The sequence below is a fragment of the Bosea sp. 124 genome (assembly GCF_003046175.1).
Lineage (GTDB): Bacteria > Pseudomonadota > Alphaproteobacteria > Rhizobiales > Beijerinckiaceae > Allobosea.
In genome coordinates this window covers 886,515-907,294 of the sequence record NZ_PZZM01000001.1, presented here as the reverse complement: position 1 = coordinate 907,294, position 20,780 = coordinate 886,515, and the positions used below count along the sequence as shown (strand labels likewise).

Annotated in this window: 12 protein-coding genes; 7 read left to right on the top strand and 5 right to left on the bottom strand. The window is 66.0% G+C overall.

Annotation, left to right across the window (positions count from 1 at the left end):
- Positions 1 to 38 precede the first annotated feature (38 nt).
- The 5 genes from C8D03_RS04285 to C8D03_RS26725 all read right to left on the bottom strand — a co-directional run bounded on the left by C8D03_RS04285 (position 39) and on the right by C8D03_RS26725 (position 10,087).
- Entirely contained in the window at positions 39 to 1,367 is a 1,329-nt protein-coding gene (locus tag C8D03_RS04285; RefSeq protein WP_108045152.1) for a hypothetical protein, read from the bottom strand.
- Positions 1,364 to 7,246 (bottom strand): protein kinase domain-containing protein, encoded by a 5,883-nt coding sequence (locus tag C8D03_RS04280; RefSeq protein ID WP_248308341.1) that lies wholly within the window; start codon positions 7,244 to 7,246, stop codon positions 1,364 to 1,366. The genes C8D03_RS04285 and C8D03_RS04280 overlap by 4 nt, the downstream gene beginning before the upstream one ends.
- Positions 7,247 to 7,620: 374 nt before the next feature.
- The gene (locus C8D03_RS04275) at positions 7,621 to 8,265 is read right to left on the bottom strand and encodes a 4Fe-4S single cluster domain-containing protein (protein ID WP_108045150.1); all 645 of its coding nucleotides are present in this window, start codon (positions 8,263 to 8,265) and stop codon (positions 7,621 to 7,623) included.
- Positions 8,262 to 9,281 (bottom strand): AAA family ATPase, encoded by a 1,020-nt coding sequence (locus C8D03_RS26730; RefSeq protein ID WP_248308340.1) that lies wholly within the window; start codon positions 9,279 to 9,281, stop codon positions 8,262 to 8,264. The genes C8D03_RS04275 and C8D03_RS26730 overlap by 4 nt, the downstream gene beginning before the upstream one ends.
- Positions 9,239 to 10,087, bottom strand: coding sequence for a hypothetical protein (locus C8D03_RS26725; protein WP_248308339.1), 849 nt, complete (start codon positions 10,085 to 10,087; stop codon positions 9,239 to 9,241). The genes C8D03_RS26730 and C8D03_RS26725 overlap by 43 nt, the downstream gene beginning before the upstream one ends.
- A 1,448-nt stretch (positions 10,088 to 11,535) precedes the next feature.
- On the opposite strand from C8D03_RS26725, the gene C8D03_RS04265 reads away from it, so the two are divergent.
- The 7 genes from C8D03_RS04265 (at position 11,536) to C8D03_RS04235 (ending at position 20,739) form a co-directional block, all read left to right on the top strand.
- Complete coding sequence (locus tag C8D03_RS04265; protein ID WP_181300657.1) at positions 11,536 to 14,025, top strand: MobA/MobL family protein; 2,490 nt, start codon at positions 11,536 to 11,538, stop codon at positions 14,023 to 14,025.
- Positions 14,026 to 14,106: 81 nt separating this feature from the next.
- A complete protein-coding gene (locus tag C8D03_RS04260) occupies positions 14,107 to 14,940 on the top strand; it encodes a GIY-YIG nuclease family protein (RefSeq protein WP_108045148.1) in 834 nt (277 codons plus the stop codon).
- Complete coding sequence (locus tag C8D03_RS04255) at positions 14,940 to 15,773, top strand: GIY-YIG nuclease family protein (protein WP_108045147.1); 834 nt, start codon at positions 14,940 to 14,942, stop codon at positions 15,771 to 15,773. Before C8D03_RS04260 ends, C8D03_RS04255 begins: the two co-directional genes overlap by 1 nt.
- Positions 15,774 to 16,018: 245 nt before the next feature.
- The gene (locus C8D03_RS04250) at positions 16,019 to 16,456 is read left to right on the top strand and encodes a hypothetical protein (protein ID WP_146170075.1); all 438 of its coding nucleotides are present in this window, start codon (positions 16,019 to 16,021) and stop codon (positions 16,454 to 16,456) included.
- Between the two features lie 5 nt (positions 16,457 to 16,461).
- On the top strand, positions 16,462 to 17,883 hold the full coding sequence (locus C8D03_RS04245) for an exonuclease domain-containing protein (protein WP_108045145.1): 1,422 nt from the start codon (positions 16,462 to 16,464) through the stop codon (positions 17,881 to 17,883).
- Between the two features lie 165 nt (positions 17,884 to 18,048).
- Positions 18,049 to 18,945: a hypothetical protein gene (locus tag C8D03_RS04240; RefSeq protein WP_108045144.1), complete on the top strand. Its 897-nt coding sequence runs from the start codon at positions 18,049 to 18,051 to the stop codon at positions 18,943 to 18,945.
- A gap of 588 nt (positions 18,946 to 19,533) precedes the next feature.
- Positions 19,534 to 20,739, top strand: a complete 1,206-nt coding sequence (locus tag C8D03_RS04235) for an AAA family ATPase (RefSeq protein ID WP_108045143.1) — start codon at positions 19,534 to 19,536, stop codon at positions 20,737 to 20,739.
- The last annotated feature ends 41 nt before the right edge of the window (positions 20,740 to 20,780 follow it).

The following is a 20,780-nucleotide window of genomic DNA, read 5'->3' as shown; positions in this document are numbered from 1 at the left end:
TCTCATGCAAATCAGCGGGAGAACACCGTAGCGGGACGTCACGTCGACCGAAGCTTGCGTTCGACCATTTTCTCAGTTTCGACGCGTTCGTTTTCCTTCGAGGCCGCCTCGGTGATCCGCTTGAGAGGCGTGGCGCCTATGGGCAACGATCTGATGATCTCGAGCCCACCGCCCGCATCGGCAAGCGCCTTCGCAAGCTGGGTAACCTGGCCACACCAAATGGTCTCTGCGTCGCGGTCTCGCGATGGGTCCGAGGCCTGCCCGGCCCTTTCGAGCGCGACGGGGCGCATCTGCAGCTGGCGGGCGTCTGCGGCCCCGCTCAGTTCGACGCCGTAGCCCGGCCTGGCGGAGTCGGCGACTACGAGCTTGCCACTTCGAGCGAACGTCGTCGTCATTCCCTCTCGGACCTCGTAACCCAGGCCTGCTAGTCCCTTCATCACGGCGGCCCGGCGCGAGTCGGCCGCCGCCTTGGCGCTGTGCTCTGCCAGAGCCATATCCGCCGCCGCTAGGGCCCGCTCTAACGCCTCCGACGGCGTGGCTGCGCCCGCCTCGTCAAAGGCGTCGCAAGGCAGGCCCACTTCTTTCAGCTCGGCTACCCGTAGACGCAGCTCCGAAAGCAGCTGGGCCACCCTGCGCGCGTCGGCTAGGACCCGTCCTGTCTCGACCTCCAAGCCGTCGAGAATGAGCGACCGTCGAGACGGTTGCGCACGTCGGGCTTCTTCGAGGCGAGCGTGGAGGCCTTCGATGGGAGTGGCGACCTCTAGGGTCGCCAGCTCGTCCAGTCGCGCCTCGATCCTTGCGATCCCGGGATCAACCTCCGGCGCAGGCTGGCCTGCGAGCCAGTCAGCGAATGACGCGGGCGTCTCGCCGAGCCGCAACTTGTGAGCAAGGGCGCTGCTGGTCTCGGATGGCGCGCGGTTACCGGCGAGCGCGCGAAAGCCCTCGGCGAGCGCTCCCTGATCACCTTGCTCAAGGCCGCGCACCGTCTCCGCTCCAACGTCGATGCCAGCCTCCCGGAGGGCTCGCAGCAAGGTCGTGGCCGCCTCGACGCGGCGCCGGGCATGGGTCCGGGCGACCGCCTTCGCCGCGACCACCTTCGCCAGCCTCGTGGTCATGTCCGCTCGAAGAAATGACACTTCGGCCGGTGCCTGGGTCTGCATGTCTGCGAACCGACCTTGGCTCACCAGCGCCGAGAGGCTGTCGCGACGGCGTTCGGCGGCGGCGATCGCGGCGTCGTCGATGCAATCGTGCAGGCGCCCCGCCCGCGTCCATTGCTCCAAAGCTGCGTCGATGCGCGCCAGCAGCCCGCGGCAGATGGCCTCGCTCTCCTCGCGGGTGACGATCCTGACGACTTTCGGTCCGCTCACAAGCGTTCTCCAAGTGCTCGCGCAACCGCGTCGCGAAGCCTCGTCCTCTCGACCTCCGGCTCATGATACCAGCGATGAGACGAGACCCGGTGCATGACCTTCACGGACCGTTGGAGCACCTGCGGGCGCCAGACCTCCCTCGCCTTGGCGCGATCGAGGAGGGGATGGCGAGGAGCGTCACACTCGATGCCGATTCCGAAAAGTCCCGTACGGGGATCCTCGACCGCAAGGTCGATGCCGAACGCGCCGTCCTCCGAGACCGTGGCCGGTTCCCACCCCAGCGCCTTCAGTTCATCCGAGACGGCCGCCTCCAATCCGTCGGCGGCGCCATCGTATTTGCTCGAGCGGGACCGTTCCGGCGAGAGTCTGGAAAGGAGCGAACCAGCGCTATCGAGGTCGCCGCTGGAGACGAGGCTGGCATATTCGAAATACGCCTGAAGGAAGTCGCGGGCGCTCGCCGCCTGCCTGCGCGTCGACAGGAAGTCCGAGATCAGGGGGATCGGCATGGACGTGACGAGGACGACCTTCTTCTTGGCGCGGGTCACCGCGACGTTCAGGCGCCGCTGACCGCCGACCTGCCCCAGGACGCCGAACGACCGCCGGAACGTCCCTTGCGCATTCCGGCCGAAGGTCGACGAGAACACGATGATGTCGCGCTCGTCACCTTGGACGTTCTCGACGTTCTTGACGAAGAACCCCATGTCCTCGCCGCCCTCGACGCGGTCGCGCTCGCGCGCCAGGGCGAGGCGGAAGGCCTGGTCGATCTCGGCGCGCGCCTCGAGGGCCTCTTCGATCAGATCCGCCTGCTTGCGGTTGAAGCTCACCACGCCCAGCGTCGGAGGCACGCCGGACCCATCAAGCCAGACGTCGCGCACGATGTCGACCACCCGCTCGGCCTCGGCCGGATTGGTCTGGTCGGCATAGGTCCCGTCAACCCGCACGACCTCGATAGGCTGGATGCGTCGGATCTCGTCCCCAGGATGCCGCGCCGGCACGTTCAGCCGCCCGGCGTAGAACGACGCGTTGCTGAAAGCGATGAGCTCCCTATAGGCCGAGCGGTAGTGGATCTCGAGGGTGCGCGAGGGCAGGACGATCTTGGCAAGTTGCAGCAGGTCCGGGCAATCCTTGATCTCGCGCCGATTCCACGTCTCCTGGGCCGCCTCGCGCTCGTCCTCGCCGAGGTCCTCCTCGGCCGCGGCTCCCTCGAAGATGCCGGCCTCGTCGTTCTCGACCCTGCTCGAGAAGAAGGCGGTCGGTGGCATCTGCTTCTCGTCGCCGCTGACGATCATCGTCTTGCCTCGGTAGAGCGCCGCGAGCGCGTACTCGATCGGCATCTGGGAAGCCTCGTCGAAGATGACGGTGTCGAAGAAGCCTTTGCGGAGCGGCAGCAGGCGGCTTGCCACGTCAGGATTGACGAGCCACACCGGACGCAGGGTCATGAGGCCGAGATCGGCTCCGCGCTCGACGAACTCGCGCATCCGCCTCGCCCGGGCCCCGCGCAGCCGGGTGATGTCTTCCCATTCCCGCAAGGGGCGCAGCTTCGCGACGTCGATCCCATCGACCAGTAGGCGCTTGTTGAAGGCGCGCATGTCCCGGTCCGCCGAAGCCAGCAACTGCGCCTTGCTCTCGAGTTCGCCCGCGTCGAGGAGAAGCGCGGGATGGGCCTGCTCGATCCTCGCTTTCCAAGCCAGCCTGGCCTCGGTGCCGATGATCCGTCTGACCGTCGACTCCAGAGCTTCGGGGGTGAGCGACTCTAAGAGGGTCCTGATTGATGCCAGCCGGGCGAAGACCACCATGGTCCCTTGCCCGAGTTGGGACGCGCGGGCCCGGAAGCGCTGGTACGCGGCGGTCTGCGGGAGGGCCCCGAGGATGGCGTCGATCTTGGCCATGTTCGAGATGTCGCCTGCGATCGCGGAAGAGCAGCTCTCAGTCCAATCGTCGGCCATCCAGGGCTGTAGGTCCGCCAGCGCCGCACGGCTCTTCTCACGTGCAATGTGGCGCATGAGACCCCGGCCAATCGAAAGGAGCAGGTCGTCGACCGCAGCAGCTGTGGCCGTGCGGGCGACGGCGTAAGCCGCGTCCTTCGACGGATAGTCCTCCAAGCGCGCCACGAGCGTCTCGCTCGCTGATAGGCGCGCCGAGACGCTCTGCGTAGCCTGGAGTAGGTGCGGCACGCGGCGCTTGGCCAAGTCGCCATCGGGTTCGCCGATGGTCGCCTGGGCTGCCTTGATTCGGCTCCGGAGCGGGCGGAGCGAGCCCTCCCGATGCAAAGCCATTCCCAGCGCCGCCACATCTCTGAGGTCGGCGGCCTTCATCAGAGAACGGCGGCGCCAGACTGCGAGCCAGCGTCCCGGTGATAGCTTCTGGACGAAGGTCGGACGCGCGAGGAGGCGATCGGACGTTGCCAGCCATCGCGCCAGGGCGACGTCATCGAGCGACTGGACGAAGGCGACGGCGTCCTCAGGGGCGTTGTCGGGGGGCAGCTCTCCAAGAGCTCGCTGCAAGGCCCCCAACTCGACCTGTACCGGCGTTTTGCCGAGGCCCCGATCCGCCGCGCCGGCCAAGAGGTCGAGCCACTTGGCCAACGAGGTTCGCGCCTCGTCGTCGAGTTCCCGCAAGACAGCGCCGTGGTTCGTGGCGAAGGTCCGGTAGGGCTCGGGGTCGTCGATCGCGAGGGCACCAGGCGTCCGCTCGACGACAGCGAGGCGCTCCTTCTCGGCTTGGGCAAATTCGCGAAGAGCCGTGGAGAAGACCTCGACCGTGCCGGGGTCGGTGGCGAACGCCTTGGTCTCGGCGAGCGGGTTGTTCTCGTAGCGAGCGGACAACCATAGGCGTGCAGTCGGCGCGCAGTCCTCCTGGAGCATCGCGAGGCCGCCAGTATCCAGTCCGGCGAGCAACTGGCGAAGGGACGGGAGCGAGGGCGTATCGCCGTCGCGCGCGAGATCGATCAGGTCCCCCAGCATCAATCGGTACGAGAGGCCTGTCTGGTCATCGAGAGCATGGAGCGCGCGGTGATGATCATCGAGGTTGCGCTCGAGTGTCTCGACGCGGGCCGCGGCCTGCTCCCTTTGCTGCTGCCATCCCGTGGGGCCGCGCGGCCTCTGCAAGAGTTCTTCGAGTTGTTCTCGGACGGCCCGCAGTACGGGCTCCCTGTCCTTGTTGACGTCGTTGACCATGACCACGCGCCCGCCGAGGCCGGCGGCCTCAAGGCGCTTGTTCACGACCTCAAGCGCGGCCTGCTTCTGGCAGACGACGAGCAGCGTCCGGCCGGTGCCGATGGCGTCGGCGACCATGTTGACAATCGTCTGGCTCTTGCCGGTCCCCGGCGGGCCCTCGACGACCAGTCCCTTACCCGAGCGGGCTTCAAGGACAGCGGCTTCCTGAGAAGGGTCGCTCTCGGACGTGAAGTACCGCAGCCTCTCCGGCACGTGCTCGGATGGGGTTTCGTCCGCAGGTCCGACTTCGCTCATCCTCAGCGCCGTTTCGAGGCTGGTGCCCTCCGGCGGCCGCGACTTGAGCTGGCGGAGGTCCTCCATGACCGCCTGCCCCATGAAGCCGAGGTGAAACAAGGCAGCGCATGCCTCGACCCGATCCTCCCCGGGCGTGACGCGCAGGTCCGTGGGCGGAAGGGGTCTGAGGGCGTCGCTGCCGACTTTGGCCAGGTCCGCGAACGCGTCGACGACTTCCGCTGCCGTAACCGTCGCTCGCCGCAGGAGGTCGTCGCAGACGTCCTGCCAGCGCCGGGCCGCGTCGATGCCGAGGAGCGCCTCGAGGGCAGGGTTCACGCGCACCTCTTCCCGGTCCCGGTCGAATGACACCGAGATGCGGCCGCGCGCGCCGACCTCGGGCGTGATCCGCACCGGCCAGAGTATGACCGGCGCGATCCGCGGGCGCGTCGTGGCGCGCGCCTCCTGCATGACCAGGAACGGGAAGGCCATGTAGAGCCCGTCGATGCCCGTGTCGCGCCTGTACAGGGTGGCGTGGGAATGCAGCGTCCGGATCCTGCGCTCGATCTGCGGATTGGCGGCGAACACGGCAGGGTCGATGTCGATGGGCTGGTCGTTGCGCAGGAGCAGGTGGTCGAGGATGCCAGCAGCAGGGCGCCTCTCGCTGTCGAGCTCCGGCAGGTCTATCCTCGCCGCGGCCTTGCCGATGACCATGCGGGTCAGCGGACCGCGCATGATCGCGCCGGTGATGCGCTTGGCGAAGAAATCGAGCAGGGCCGCGACGTAGGTCTGGCGCGGGGGCGGTGTCCAAGCTTCTGCCGGGACGGCAAGGAGCGCAAGCGACCGGCTCAGCGGTAGGCGCCGCTCCAGGCGGAACTGATCGGCCCATTCGTCGACCCGGTCGAGGCCACATCGGGCAAAGCCCTCGAGCCTGAGCTCGATCTCCGCGTGGATGTCCCGGCGGGGCCTAGCGATCTGCGCGAGCGCCTCCTCCCGGTTGAAGGTGCTCACGCCGGCGCGCTCCGCCGTCGTCGCGGCCTCGTCGACGATGGCATCAGCTGCCCGGAACTGGCCGATCGCGGCGCTGAGGAGCAGGATCAGGTCCTCCTCCTCGGTCACGCGGCGTTCGATCAGGGCCAGCAAACCGGGGTGGTCGGTGTCTGGCAGGATGCGGCGCCTATCCTCCCAGACCGCAGCCAGCCTGCTGCGGGACGTTGAGAGCGCAGCGACGCGCAACTCCGCCTCGTCGAGCTCGACGTCGAGTTGGCGTGCCCTTTCGCGCACGCGGGCCTCCCTGCGCTGTAGGCGCCCCAGCCATCCCTCGCTCCCCTCGCGCTCGAGCCTCTCGGGTACCGGCCCCGTGATCAGCGCGTAGCCCTCGTCGAGGTGTTCGAGCAGCCATCCTGGGGTGACGATCTCTCCGCGGACGACGAGCGGCATCAGCGGGTTCATCGCCTTCAGCGCCAGGGCGAGACGAATGTCGGGCGAGACGTCTTCAAGGGCGATGATCGCGCGCAGAGACCGACGCAACGCTGCGTCGAGTCCAGCCTCCTCCGCCCAGGTCGACAATTCCCCACGCTCGAGCAGGGCCTTCGCCTCCTCCCACCGCTGCGCCTCGGCTGCGGCCAAGGCGAACGCCCTCGGGCCGGCGTGCCTGACCCCACCCAACACGATCGCCCGTCGAGCGTCCGTCGCTTCCGAAACGCGCGTGGCGGCCGGCGCATCTGGGATGTCGCCAGCGATCCACCTTTGGGCCTCCGGCCACGCCCACCGCGTGCGACGGTCGAGCGAGAGCAGGCCCCGCAAGAGGACCTCGACGTCGGGCGGCAGGCCTTCGGGGATCGGCGCGCCGTTGGTCAACACGTTGATCAGAAACGACTGGTCGTCGGCCCCGCCGAAGCACTCGCCCCCCGTCATCAGCTCCAGCAGGATGATCCCAAGGGACCACCAGTCGCTGGCCGCGGCGACGCCGCCGGCGAGAGCTTCAGGAGCGGTGTATCGGGTCGTCTCCAGGGGCGACACCACGTCGAGGTCGTAGTCCGAGAGCCGCGCCGAGCCGAAGTCGGCGATGACCAGGTCGAGTGGCCGTCGCGTCCGGACCAGGATCGCGTCTGGCCGCAGGTCACGATGGCGCAGCCCGCATTCTGCCAAGGCAGCCAGAGCGGAGCCGACTTCTGCCAGAACTTCGCGCAGGTGCCCCAGGTCGCCGATCGGAAGACCGACGTCTGCGAGGGTCCCACCATCTACGTACTCAGTGACCTCGTACGCCCGATCATCCAACCGGCCCGTTTCCAGGATCTCCGGCACGTGTCCGACTGAAATAGCCCGCAGCGCCTGGTACACCTCCGGATCAGGATCGCTGCCGGCGGCGTAGAGCGAGTACATGCCCTTGCGGCCGTCGACCGAGCGCTCGGCGACGAAGCTCTCCCGCACGCGGCCCACCAGAGGTAGCCTACTGATGATGCGCCACCCGTCGGGAGGGAGTGGTGCATCATCAACGGCGTCAGATCCGGCGAGGCCACCGGCTCCTTCGCTTGCGACCAATATCGCCGTAGGCGACGGCGCTGCGAGGCCGACGTCGCCTCCACACTCCGGGCAAATCAGGTCACCAGCATCAACGGCATGGCCATTCTCACAGACGTAAGTCCGTGCAGGCGTGGCCGGGATCGGTGCTGCTCCGGGCCTCCACCCCTCCGGGCGTACGGGCTGTCCGGACAGGTCCCAGCCGCATGCGACGCCATCGACTTCGCCTTCGCAGAGGAGTTCCGTGACCGGACGCTCGGACTCGCAATTCGGGCAGTAGCGCATCATCGTGGCAAGTTCCGGATCGAGTCCGACATCTGAACCTCATGGCCGGCGGCCGAGAGGGCGCGGCGGAGGTGCGCGAGATCTCCGCGCGCGGGAATACCGGCAAGCCACGCCCGACCCTGGTCATCGAACATCACGTCCAGGGTGCGGTCCTTCTTTCCCGCCGGCCTGTCGAAAGGCGCGAACTCGCGACCTAGGGGCGAGAGGACGTGAAGGCGCTGATTGTCGCTGCCTCGCAGCGCCATGGTTTGGCTTAAGTCCGCTCGGAATGGCCCGGTCATGAGCCCGTCGATGAGGCCCTGGTTCTCGCCGAGCCAAGGCTCAACGTCACCCAACTCGTGGCCGGTGTAGACGAGGACGGACCCGGTATAGCGTCGCCGCCAGAACCGCAGCACCTCGGCGAGCGCTTCCGGCTGCCCGAAGGGCTCCCCACCAGAGACCGTGAGCCCGTCCGCGTCTGCCGCCAATGTGTCGATGGCATCCAACAAGTTGGCGACTGCAGTCTCGCCGATCCCGGCATCCCATGTGTCAACGGAGATGCAGCCTGGGCAACGGATCGAACAGCCCTGGAACCAAAGGCCGACGCGCCGGCCCGGTCCCAGGGCAGTCACCGGAAAGTGCAATCGCGAAACGGCCACTTTCACGCGTCGGCGAGCTCCAGCTCGGTGACGGCGCCAGGCCGGATGGCGGTTACTTGGACCGAACCTCGGCCGCCTCTGTCGAAGAGGGCGCGGGCGAGCGGGTTGAGCAGATGGGCCTCGATCTGATTGCGGATACCCCGCCCGCCGTTCGAAAGGTCGGACGTGCAGAGCTGCCGAAGCGCATCAAGGGGCCCGTCATCAATCGACACGACGTGGCCGGCCGCGGCAGCATCGCGGAGGACGGCGTCTATCATCGACGCGAAGATCCGCTCGGCGACGGCGGGACGGATGAAGTCGAAGACGATCACGTTTTCGCCAAACCGATTCAGGATCTCCGGCCGGTTGAGCACGAGTTTGAAGTGGTTGGCGATCTCGACGCGCACGCGCGAGCGCACCTCGTCGTACGGCTGTTCGGGCAGCACGTTGGCGACTCGCGCCCCGTCAGGCGTCGTGGAGTAGATGCCGAGATTCGACGTGAAAACGATCAGGGCCTCGGAAAAATACACGCGTTCGCCCCGACCCGACGTCAGAACCCCGTCGTCGAGGATCTGGAGGAACTTGTCCAAGATTCGAGGGTGCGCCTTTTCGATTTCGTCGAACAGGACAACACTGAACGGCTTCTCACGGATTGCGTTGGTCAGTTCCCCGCCGACGTCATAGCCGACGTATCCGGGCGGTGCACCGACGAGACGCTGGTCCGCGTGCTCCGTGCTGAACTCGGACATGTCGAAACGGATGTAGGCGCTCTCGTCGCCGAAGAGGAGCTCCGTCACCGACTTGGCAAGCTCGGTCTTGCCTACCCCTGTCGGGCCGGCGAGGAACGCGATACCCCGGGGCCTTCCTGAACCGCGGCGGCCACCGATCCCCGTGGCAGCGCGCTTGACGATGTCGAGCATGTGGACGACCGCGTGGTCCTGGCCCATCACGCGCCGGGACAGGGCATCTGCGCCGTTGCGGATCCGATCGGTCTCGATCTTCAGCCAGGCATCCTCCGTGACGCCGACCTTGTACCGGCGCACGGCCTCCGAAACCTCGGCAACCGCAACACCTCGGTTCGCGCCAATTGGATGACGGCGCTGAGGTCGCTGAGGAGCATCCCCTCTGTCGCATCGACGATGTCGTCCTCGGCCTCGCCGATGGCTTCTGACGTGGCGTCCTTGGCGCCCGGAAGTCCACGGACGAGCGAGGGCGCAACGGCTCGCCTGGCAGCGCGGTCTGGAGGAGCGACCGATATGTGCCGCAGCCGAGGATTTCCGATCGTCAGCCAATCCGGAAGGTCTCCCTCCTTGTCGGCAAGCCAGATCACGGCGTTGAACCGGGGAGCGCGGTCAGGCCCTAACGGTCTGGCGCTCGCCGTTTGGCCCAGAACCAAGGCGCGGGTAAAAAGTTGATGCTCCGCTGCCGAAAGCGCCTCGGGCCGGATCGTTAGGCGAGCGGCGAAATCGACCACAAGCGCGACGGGTGAACCCTCGAGCCCGACCAGTCGCTCAAGCGTGATTCCAAAGAGGTCGGGACCAGCCGGAGCACGCCCTCCTGCTGCAGTCAGCCCCAACCTCGTCAAGATGGCATCGGCATCATCTGAACGGTCATTGAATTGCGATAACACTGAGAAGCCCGCGAGCGGGTCATATCCTATGACGTGGCCGTAACCCGCCTCGACCAAGGTCGCCGTTAGAACCGCCGTCATCGGCTGCGCAATGACGTGCTCGCCGAGCCTACGGATCTGGAGATCTCTGACGTTTCCAGTAAGGACGAACTGGCTTTTCAGAGGAAGAAAGCGAACAAGGTCGCGCACCCACCGCGGTCGATCATCTTCGCCAAACATGAGATCGAGCGGTCCCGCCTCGGCCCCGGAGTGGGCGATGGCAAATCTACAAAGGCACAACCGGAGGTACAAGTCCTTCAGATTTTAGGTCCAGCCGATATCCCGTCGATCGAGCCCGAAGATTGAATCCCAGGCCGATCAACAGGCTGGGATTCGCCGCGCCAAAAGGCGGCCTACTACCAGCGTTCGCCAGATTGGTGGGATTCATCCAGAACGGTGCATTCTCGCTACGTGAATCCCACGATTGGGTTCTTTTCCTGCTGCTTGAAGTGGCCGTCGTACGGAGACCGCAGTCAAGCTCAAGGGCGCGTCTGAATGAGATAAGCAGGTCCAATCCGAACGCGACGAATCTTTTGTCTGACGGATTCTCCCGAAGAGGCGGGAAACCAGAGAATCTTTGCCGTCGAGAGGCAAAGATTCTCTGGATTTTCACGATTTCCCGGTGATTTTTTAAATCACCGGGTCGCTGCGAAAGATTCTCTAAAATGCGGCCATTATGGCTACGCCATAGTGGCATACGACGGCCAGAGGCGGCTCTATGCGAGCCTTGGGAAAGTCCTAGCGGAAGGCGCCCCGCTCAAGCGTTGGACAGCCATCGTCATAAGCACGACGCGAAGCCAACATCGGCGGGTTGAATCGCCATTTTTGCAGAATTTGCAGATTCCTTGCCCCAAATGCTACGTGAATCAGCAGGATCCAGAGTTTACGGTGAATCACGAAAATCGTCCTCAACGGACGGCCTGAATCTGCAAAAACGGCGATTCTTGCTGATCGCAAGAGAGGCCTACGACGGCCAGGGGCGGCTCAACGACGAGCCGTGGAAATATCCCTCAAAACCCATGAAATCGGGCTTCGCCAAGGCACTACAACGTGCCATTTCAATGGGTTAGCTATTGGGCCTCGATTGGGTACGATCGAAGGGGATAGAGGCCCAGCAAGGAGGGAGAAGAGAGGGCACGCTACCTCAAAAGTGGCGCTAGTTGCAACGCAACTCACGCACACTTTTGGCGCGCATCGCTGTTGCTCCTCACTTGTGCTCTCCGAGGGGTCTCCCGACGGGTTCCGGCCGCGCTCTCGGAGGCCGTCATCAGGCCCTCGAAACCGGCCTGATCGGCCTTGTCCCGCGCGCTCCATTGGCATGGATCGCGCCGCCCTGATAGGGCGGCTGCGGGACCTTCGAGGAGCGTCGGCTGATCCGGGCGACACCCGGTCATGCCGACAGTAGAACCACCTCCCAGCCGTAAACCATGGCCAAGAGAGTCATCTGGCGAAGTCTGTGGACGATTGCGACAATGGGATTGACGTGCTGATTCGGGCCAGGAGGCCATCGACGTGGCCACCAGTCCTAATCTGCCTGCGGCTTACGCACCTAGGCCCCTCGAATTCGAAGGCAAGCACCGTTTCCTTCTGGAATGGAACCGATGCGGTTACGGCGGGGCGTGAGCTGCGTGGCGAAGGCACCAGACAAGAGCGTCAATCTCGTAGAGGGCAAGTCAATCCTTGGCGGCGGCAATCAGAAGCAGGTCGAGCGCCTGCTGAAGAAGGCCGCCGACCAGGCCACCAAGGACGCTAAGCGCAAGTGGAAGAACGCCGGGCGCAACCCCTTCTCCCGGCACGCCAACGCCCGGGTGGGCGGCATTGAGAAGGCTCTCACCAACGCCCTCAAGGGGGCGCTCAACTTCCACGCCAACAACTCCGGCCCGCGGCCGTCGATCAGGATGACGGCGCCCGACACCGGCGGCCGCCCCTTCCACTTCTCGCACACCACCGTCAACGCCACCGAGGGGGCGTCGGCCCACAAGACCGGCACGACGGCCGCTCACATGAGCTACATCGATCGCGACTCGGCCGTCGAGCAGGCGATGCTGGAGGAAGGCGTGGACCTGACGCTCTCATCCCATGAGATCGACGAAGAGGCCTTCGGCCGCGACCCGGCCGACCGGATGCAGGCCTACATCGAGGACGCCGCGAAGGTCGAGGCTGCCAAAGCGGTCGCACCGGGCCAAGCGCCCGTGCCTCTCGCCTTCTCCTTCGGCAACATCGGCCACACTAAGGAGGAGCGCAGGGCGTTCTGGGAGCTGGTCGAGGCCCATCCCGAGCGCGGCAACGCGCGCCTGCAAAGCCGCATCATCCTGGAACTGCCGGTCGAGTCGACGCCGGCGCAGCGCCACGAGATCGTCAAACGCTACACCGCCGGACTGGAGAAGCGCGGACTGCGCTTCCACGCTGCCCTGCACGCCCCGACTGACAAGAACGACCCGCGCAACTTCCACGCTCACGTCATCTATATGGCGCGCCCTGCAAAGAAGGTGCCCTTCGCCTTTGATGGCCTGGACGACGGAACCTCCAAGCCCCAAGGACTAGTCTGGGACTTCGCCGCTGTTGCCTACCTCCCGGACGGGAGCAAACATCGCAGGCGAACATACCCTCATCGAAAGAATGTCGATCCCGACACACGCGAGAAGAATTTCATTCCTGACGAGCGCAAGCGCCTCGCCCAGATCGTCAACGACGTCATGCAAGAGGCCGGCAATCCGCTCCGCTACGACGCGCGCAGCTACAAGGCCATGGGCCTCGAGGTCGAGGCGATGCGCTCGATCTCACGGATCATTACCGACAAGGCCAGGGCCAACAAGCGCGTCGTCCTCGACGAGGACCGCACCAAACGCGACATTGAGGCCGAGGTGCAGCGCCTCGCCCGCGAGCGGGCGCCCGAGTTCTCCGAGGTCTCGAAGGTCCGCGCCGCGGTGCGGGCTGGCGACCGTGAGCTGCGCGCGCTGGAGAAGGAGGGCTCCTTCCTCAAGAAGACGCCGATCCTGCGGCGCAGCGCCCACGCGGTGAAGTCCTTGGTCAAGCGCAAGGCGCTCGACTATGCCCGCACCCGCGCACTCCACATCGTGCGCTCGATCGAGGCCGACCAGGAGATTCGCTCAGTCGAGCGCATCATCGAGGCGACCAAGCCGGAGGTTATCGCCAAGCTGCGCGGGCGCCTGGCCGAGAGCCTCGTCAAGGCGCGCTCTAGCGGAAACGCTAAAGAGGTCGCCCGCCTGAAGAAGGAGATGGAGACCGTCCCCAAGACGGCCCACGCCAAGCTCCTCAACCAGGTTGCCCTCAAGGAGGTCGAGATCCTCGCCGCGCGCCACGAGCGTAGCGGCCTTGTCCGCATGGCCAAGGTCCGTCAGGCACTGCGCGACTGGCGCGCAGCCGCGCTCGGCGCTCGGCCCGACCTGACGCCGACGGCCGCGCCGGCCGCAATCAGGACGGGCGGAATGGCGATCAGCATCGCGCCGCAGAAGCCGGTCGAGCTCAAGCGAAAGCCCCAGATCGAGCACCCGATGTGGGCGTCCTACGACGACCTGGTCGACACGGTGTTCAAGACCGGCTTCCAGAAGTTCATGTGGAACACCACGAAGCGGTACGGCCAGTTCATCCTCGACAACGCCGATCCCAACGTGCCCGGCCGGACACCCCAGGACCTGGCCGACAAGCTGATCGCCGCCGTCAAGCAGCATCCGCTCAAGGCCGAGGAGCTGATCATGTCCTACCAAGACGGCCGCGAGGTGCCCCAGCCCGGCGCGCCGCCGCCCTGGCGCCCAGCGCCGGCCGCAGCCGCCCAACAAGAGGGGCCACCGGAACCGGCCTTCAAGCAGCGCGCCCGCATGCCCAAGCCGCAGCCCGGCGAGGTCAAGCCCTACCCGCTGGAGCTGACGCCGCTCGAGCGCGCGCCGGTCGCGTTGATCCAGGCTCCAGGGGAGACGGCACCGATGAGGATAAGCCCAGTCAGGCTTCCCGAGCCGGTCATCGCCACCGAGCCGCCGACCGACGTCGACGAGGACGCGCCCGCGCCCGCGCCAAAGCGCAACAAGCGAGACCGGGGCAAGAAGCGCCAGAGGGCGATCCTGGCGCAGCGTGGGCGAGACCGGTCATGGGAACGATAGGACAACGCCTTTGCTTTGGCCTAAGCCCAAAGCAGCCCGCGAGGCCATAGCCTACTGGAAGATCGAGCTCTGAGGGTCGCTGTGCCTATTCGCTTCAACTCTTTGCTTGGCCAGGCCGGCATCGCTTCTCGCGATGTCCGGCTCCTGCGGCACCAGGACAGTCGCGCTGCCAAAGGCAAGACGCCGTACGAGTTATGGCGTGACGACCGACCCGCGTTCGAGTTTTATCAAGAGGTCCAGAGCTTCGCGAACCGGGCCAAGCTGAACGCGGGCTATTGGGCGTCTTTCGTCGTGACGCCGGCAGGCGAGACGCTTCTGGCCGGCTTCTATGCGGCACGACACGACGGCATCAACGAGACCGACCGGCAATGGCCGCACGCAGTAGGGTTCGATCCGGCCGGCACATGCGATATCTACGCCCTGACGCTGGATGAGCGTCTCAACGACCTCGCGGGGCGTCTGGTGATCGCGTGGGGCGACGGCGAGCGATCCTGGATTCAACGCGCCGACAACCAGGACAAGGTCGTCCTCGAGGTGCGGCAGGGATTCCGGGAACCGGACTTCCCCGGTTTCGCGCGCTTCATCTCGCCCCTGTCGAAGATCGAGGGTCTGCCGGTCGCGTGGATCGCCGTCCTCCGAGCGTCCAGGGGCATCTACCTCCTGACCTGCCCGAAGACGCGCGAGCAATATGTGGGCTCGGCGACCGGCGCTGAAAGCTTCCATGGTAGGTGGATGTCTTACGTCCGGGACGGCCACGGCGGGAATGTCGGACTCAAGAGCCGTGACCCGAGTGACTACCAGGTCTCCATTCTGGAGGTCGCTGGCTCGGCCGCGACGATCGACGAGATCCTTGCCATGGAGACCCTTTGGAAGCGGAAGCTGCAGAGCCGCGAGATGGGATTGAACAAGAACTAATGACCTCTCTGACAAAAGAGAACCTAACACTGATCGGCTTCGCCGACGTGGGTGCCTGGCTGACTTCCAGGCAAACCATCGCCGTCAAGCTCGACGGCGAGAAGGCGACGGTCAACGATGTCCTCGTCGACACCCCCAACGCACTCTACGCCTTCGTTCGGGGCGATGTGGTTCAATATATAGGGAAGACCACGCAGAGCCTGCGGAAGCGGTTCGCCGGATATCGCAATCCCGGCCAGGGGCAGCGCACGAACCTTCGCTGCAACGCCAAAATCAGGGAGGTCCTGGCGGCGGGCGACGAGGTCCGCATCCTGGTCTTCACACCTATCCCGGACCTCCGCTACGGCGACTACGACATCAACCTTGCAGCCGGTCTAGAGGACGCTCTGATCAAGGCGTTCGACCCGCCGTGGAACGGCCGCGACAAGGGCAAGCCGGTCACCGAGGAAGCCGAGCGCGAGAAGGCGGAGGAAGAGGTGGAAGCGCCAACGGCGGCGGAGCAGGCAAAGCTCTCATTCCACCAAGGGCCTGCCTTCCCATTCGAGATCACCCTCGGGCAGGCCTACTATCACCAGGGCTTCATCAACCCGGGTGTCGCGGCCAGCCATCATCTCGGCGAGGACGGCGAGCCTATCCAGGTTTCGTTCGACGACGGCGCAGAGCCCGTCATGTCGAGCATCAACCGAAAAGCCAACGCGAGTGGGTCCGTCCGGATCGTCGGCCGAAACCGGCAGATAGCCGATTGGTTTCAGCAGCACTTCAAGCCGGGCGACGTCGTGCAGGCCCGTGTGCTGGACCCCAACCGCATCCTGCTGAATGCGCGTTCAAATTAGGCGGTCCGGGATCGGAGCCAAATTCACCTGATCACCAGTCGAACCGGAGCAGGAGGAGAGCGGCGCGATAGCCAGTAGCCACAGCTATGACCAATCCGTCACAACCGTCCCGTTCGTGCCCACCGGAGCGCCGTTTGCGTAAAGGACAGCGAGAAAGTCGGAAAGCGGAACCCCTCAGGGGTCACCCCCGGAGAAGTAGAGCCCATGGAGCGGGCCCCCGGGTCCGCGCTCCGATGGACGACGAGATGACGACCAAGAATTTTGCCGGCGGCGACGAGGCGCTGCCAGAAGACACCGAGATGAGGCTGTATGCTCGGGCCTATGCGTCCCCGCAAAGTGCCGATGCCCTCTTTCTCAAATGGGAGGGGGCCCATGCGCATGCGATGCTCCTGGAAGCGTCGCCCGAGCGCGTCTTCAGCGACCATGGCCTCAACGGCCGGCAGCTGGCCGAGGGCGCGAGGATCGCGGCGCGCCGGATGGCGCTGCTGATGGGCGAGACACCCACCCCACTCCGCGAGGTTCTGGCCCTGAAGGTCCATGCTTATGAAGCCATGGGTCAGCTCGAGGGCGAGGTGGCCCGTTCCCATGCCGTGATCATGCTGGAGGCGGCGATGAAGGCCGACGCGGAGCGTCTGGGCATCGTGCTCATGCCGCTCGACCAGCCCTTCGGCCGGACGCAGTGACCGCCATGGGATTCCTCTTCTATGATCTGGAGACCTCGGGTCTCGCCCCTTGCTGGGACGTGCCACTGCAGGCTGCCTTTCTGCAGACCGACGCGGACCACCGCCTTCAGCGCGAACTGGTGCTCCGTTGTCGCGTTCCCGCGCATGTCGTGCCGTCGCCGGATGCGCTGCTCACCACCGGCGTCACGCCGGCGATGCTGGAACACCAGCCGCTGAGCCATCTTGAGATGATGGCGCAGATCGCCCGCATCCTCGCCGATTGCAAGCCAACTATGTTAGTCGGCTACAATTCTATCCGCTATGACGACGAAATGCTTAGGGCATCCCTGTTTCAGACACTACTGCCGCCCTACGCAGCCTCGATGACCGGTCACGGCCGACTGGACGTGCTGACGAGCCTGCGCGCGATCGTGATGGCCGAACCGGAGGCCGTCGTGATCCCGCGCGACGCCGCCGGCAAGGCCGTGCTCAAGCTCGGCGCGGTGTGCAGGGCGAATGGAATAGCGCTCAGCGAGAACGACGCCCATGACGCGCTCGCCGACGTCCGGGCGACCCGCGAGCTGTTCATGCTGTTGCTCGACCGGGCGCCGATGACAATGGCGACGATGCTCGGTCACGCCAAGAAATCAGGCCCGATCGCTCTGATGGAACCAGGAGAGCCGCTAATCCTGGGCGGAACGTCGCGCCTGACGCCGGTGCTGCCCATGATTGGTTCGCCAACCAATCCCAACGCCCGGGTTTGCATCGACCTCAGTCTGGACCCAGCCGGGTTCATCGACCTGGCCGCACAGGACCTGCTCGCGCGGATCCGGTCGAGCAGGTCGCCGGTGCGACAGGTGAAGACGAACGCCATGCCCATCCTGTTCGCCTGGCACCAGGCCGCCCATGCCCTGGTCGATCCCGAACCCGATCATGTCTATCGCGATCGGGCCCGGGCACTATGGGCTCACCCGACATTCCTTCGTCAGCTCGCCCTCGCGCTCAAGGACCAGTATGCCGATCGCGAGGCATCGCCCTGGCCCGAAGCGCAGCTTTATTCGGGCGGCTTCGTCTCGGACGCCGATGTCGCTGCTTGCCAGCGCTTCCACGAGATCGAGTGGAAGTTCCGCGAGAACTTCACCGCCTGGCACATCAGAGATCCACGGCTGCGCAGCCTGGCGCTCCGGCAGATCTTCCTGAACGCGCCGGAGGCGCTCTCGCCCGAGGCTCGGCGCCGGGGCCAGGACTGGATGCGGCACCGCCTCGCGACCGAGGATGAGGTGCCGTGGTTGACCATCCCCAAGGCGTTGGCGCGCTGCGACGAACTGGCCGCGACGATCGAACCTGGCTCGGGGGCTGCGCTCGATCAGATCAGGGCCTGGCTCCTGCAGCGCCGCGACGCGCTGCCGCAAGAGTTGGAGGAAGTACCCGCCCTGGCAGCTTCCTGAGGGTCTTCCGCAGATGACGACGACGGAAGGGCGCGGCCGCGAGGTCCGCGCCCTTTTCTCATGACGGGGCACGGGACCGGCTTGAGCAGGCGAGACGAGGAAGTGGCGAGGCGAAGGGGACCACACCCCGGGGAACTCAGGCCGACATTCCAGGACGATCATATCATGACAAAATCCCATCGTGGCCGAGCGCCAGCGACCCTGCGCGACCTCAGGATCGACAGGACCCTGCGTCCCGTCATCGACGAGCTCGCCGCCGTAACGCTGAGCGCGCCGACGCTGCGCGACTATGCCGGATTCTTCTCCCATCCGCCGGCCATCGTCGCGATGACCACGCGCGCATTCCAGCACGCCCGGGAGCACGAGCGCTTCATCGCGCTGACCGACGGCAGCGATCCCGACATCTTCTTCCGGAATGTCGGCCAGCTCCACGCTGTCGTCCGGCTGAACTCCGTCGCCAGCATCGCGGTGGCGCTGATCCCGGCCCGGAGCGGTGCAGACCGGCATGCCCGCCGCGAGCAGGGCCACGCCATGCTGCACCGGCTCGAGGAGCCGGAAACCAACGATCTTCGTGAGGTGATCGAGATCGCCTTCGAGCTCGGCGACATCGACGCCGAAGAAGTCACTTCGGACATTCTCTCCTACATCACCCGTCTGCTGGGGACGGGCGCCGAGAGCCCGGCCACCACCCACCGGCTGGAGGAGCGCGGCACGCTGCTGGCCTATCATGAGGCCCAGCCGGATATCGACGCGCTGGTTCGCGAGGCGCAGCATCATGGCGAGATGGCCGACCGCTTCAGGACAAGCCTGCGCCGTCGTGACCTGTCGCCGGAGGACAGGGGGCTGACGGGTGCGGCGGCGGAGGGGGCGACGCTGCAGCAGCGCATCGCGCTGGCGAGGCTGGCCCTCGCCGCGCACCTGCCCGACCGCGATACCGCCCTCGATCACGTCTACGCGGCGATCAACGATGCGCCGCCGCAGGTGGCGGCAACCCTCATCCTGGCGATCTCCGTTGGCAGTCGGCTCCGAGACATGGCCGCGGCCCACCCGCCTCGCGTCTAGCACGACGGCTGGCCATAGCCAAAGCGGAGGCCTCGAAGACACCAACCGTCTCCCTAGCCTCTCCCTACGGCGTCCCACCACAAAATCCGTGGGAAGGCCGTGGCTTGCCCGTGGAAGCCAAAGAAGGACGGACTCCCTGGCCGCTCCCAGCGCCGTCTGGTCCAGAGGCCCGTGGGAAGGCCGTGGCTTGCCCGTGGAAGCCAAACAAGGACGGTCTCCCTCGCCGGTCCCTGCGGCGTCTGGTCCACAGGCCCGTGGGAAGGCCGGGGCTTGCCCGTGGAAGCGCGTTGGCGTCGCGCAGGGACATTCATGCCCCTGAATCCTGCCTTCTTCGTATGGCGCTAGGCTGGTCACATCCAGACGGCCCGAACGGCGTTCGACAACGAAATTGGCTCTCCGAACAATGTTCTACGGTCAGCGAACAACGTTCGGCGGGAGTTCGTTCGGAAAACGAACATCGTTCGAAACCCGACCACAGGCGGCGCCGCAAGGCGTCGCCTGTTTCCGTTAGAGCCGCGCGCGTGGAGGGCCGGACCGGCCACCCCGCAGCAGGACGTTCCCGCCGCGGCACCTCGGACGCGACCAGACATGACCAGCCATCGCCGCAAGGGCTCACCGGAACACCATGTATATGAACCGGCTGACGTGGAGGACCGCGTGCTCGCAGCGGAAGAGCCGCCCGTTACGATCGAGCCGCCCGCTGAAACCGCCATGCTCGAGCCCGTTATCGACATCGGCCCGAGCATCCCCGTCTTCGACCACGCGGCTGTCATCCGCCAAATTGAGCTGATGATCGGTCGCCCCTGGTACGGCGACCGCGAAGAGTATCTCGGCTCCCCCCTGCCGGGCTTCAGCGAATCCGACCAGCTCCGCTTCGACCGCCTGGTTGCGCTCTCCAACGACACCCATGAGGGGCGCCGACCGCTGCTGTTCGGGACGGATGGTATGGTCAGCGCCCTGACGCAGGCGCGCCTCAACTGCCCCGGCTTCGAGGCGGTCATCGACCTGATCATCCGCGCCACGATCCTGTCCCGGCGCACCGGCACGCCGATCTTCGTGCCGCCGATCCTGCTGCTCGGGCTTCCTGGCACCGGCAAGACCCATGCGAGCCAGCATATCGCGCGCGCGCTCGGCAGAGAAATCCACGCGATCAATTGCGCCACCAACAGCGACGCCCAGGCGTTGGTGGTCGGCCATCCGACGACCTGGAGGGGCGCGCGGATGGGACAGTTGACCGAAGCGATCGCAATGGGCGCGACAGCGCAGCCCGTCATCCTACTCGACGAGATCGACAAGCTCGTGACCCACTGGTCAGAGAAACCGTACCACACCCTCTTGACCATCCTCGAACGCGAGAACAGCCGCGCGCTCCTGGATGAGTTCCTCCGGGTCCCGTTCGACCTGTCCGGCGTCATCTTCATCGCCACTGCCAATGACGCGGTCGCGCTCCCGGACTTCATCATCGACCGGCTGACGGTCTTCACCATCGCCCGCCCTCGCGACGAGCAGCTTCTGGCCATCGCCGGCCTGATCGCTGCCGACATCGTCGCCGAGCTTCGCGGTGGCGTCGCCATGCCCACTGACCACGTCCTGCGCCGGGCGGCGCGGTACAATCCGCGCCGCATCGGCAAGCTGCTGCGCCTGGCCTTTGGCTTTGCCGCTGCGGACGGCCGCGACGCATTGATCATTGCCGATGTCGTCGCAGCCGAGGGGCTGGCTGCCGGATCGGATCAGCCGCGACCGATCGGCTTCCTGGCGGGTGCTCGCGACCGTGGTCCGGAACTGCTGCCGTGATGAGAGAGGAGGCCCTGGCGACCTCCGGTCGATCGGGAGCG

Coding starts and splice junctions, on each gene's coding strand:
- C8D03_RS26725 (WP_248308339.1), bottom strand. CDS start 10,087: ATGTTTGGCGAAGATGATCGACCGCGGTGGGTGCGCGACCTTGTTCGC.
- C8D03_RS04255 (WP_108045147.1), top strand. CDS start 14,940: ATGACCTCTCTGACAAAAGAGAACCTAACACTGATCGGCTTCGCCGAC.
- C8D03_RS04250 (WP_146170075.1), top strand. CDS start 16,019: ATGACGACCAAGAATTTTGCCGGCGGCGACGAGGCGCTGCCAGAAGAC.
- C8D03_RS04245 (WP_108045145.1), top strand. CDS start 16,462: ATGGGATTCCTCTTCTATGATCTGGAGACCTCGGGTCTCGCCCCTTGC.
- C8D03_RS04240 (WP_108045144.1), top strand. CDS start 18,049: ATGACAAAATCCCATCGTGGCCGAGCGCCAGCGACCCTGCGCGACCTC.
- C8D03_RS04235 (WP_108045143.1), top strand. CDS start 19,534: ATGACCAGCCATCGCCGCAAGGGCTCACCGGAACACCATGTATATGAA.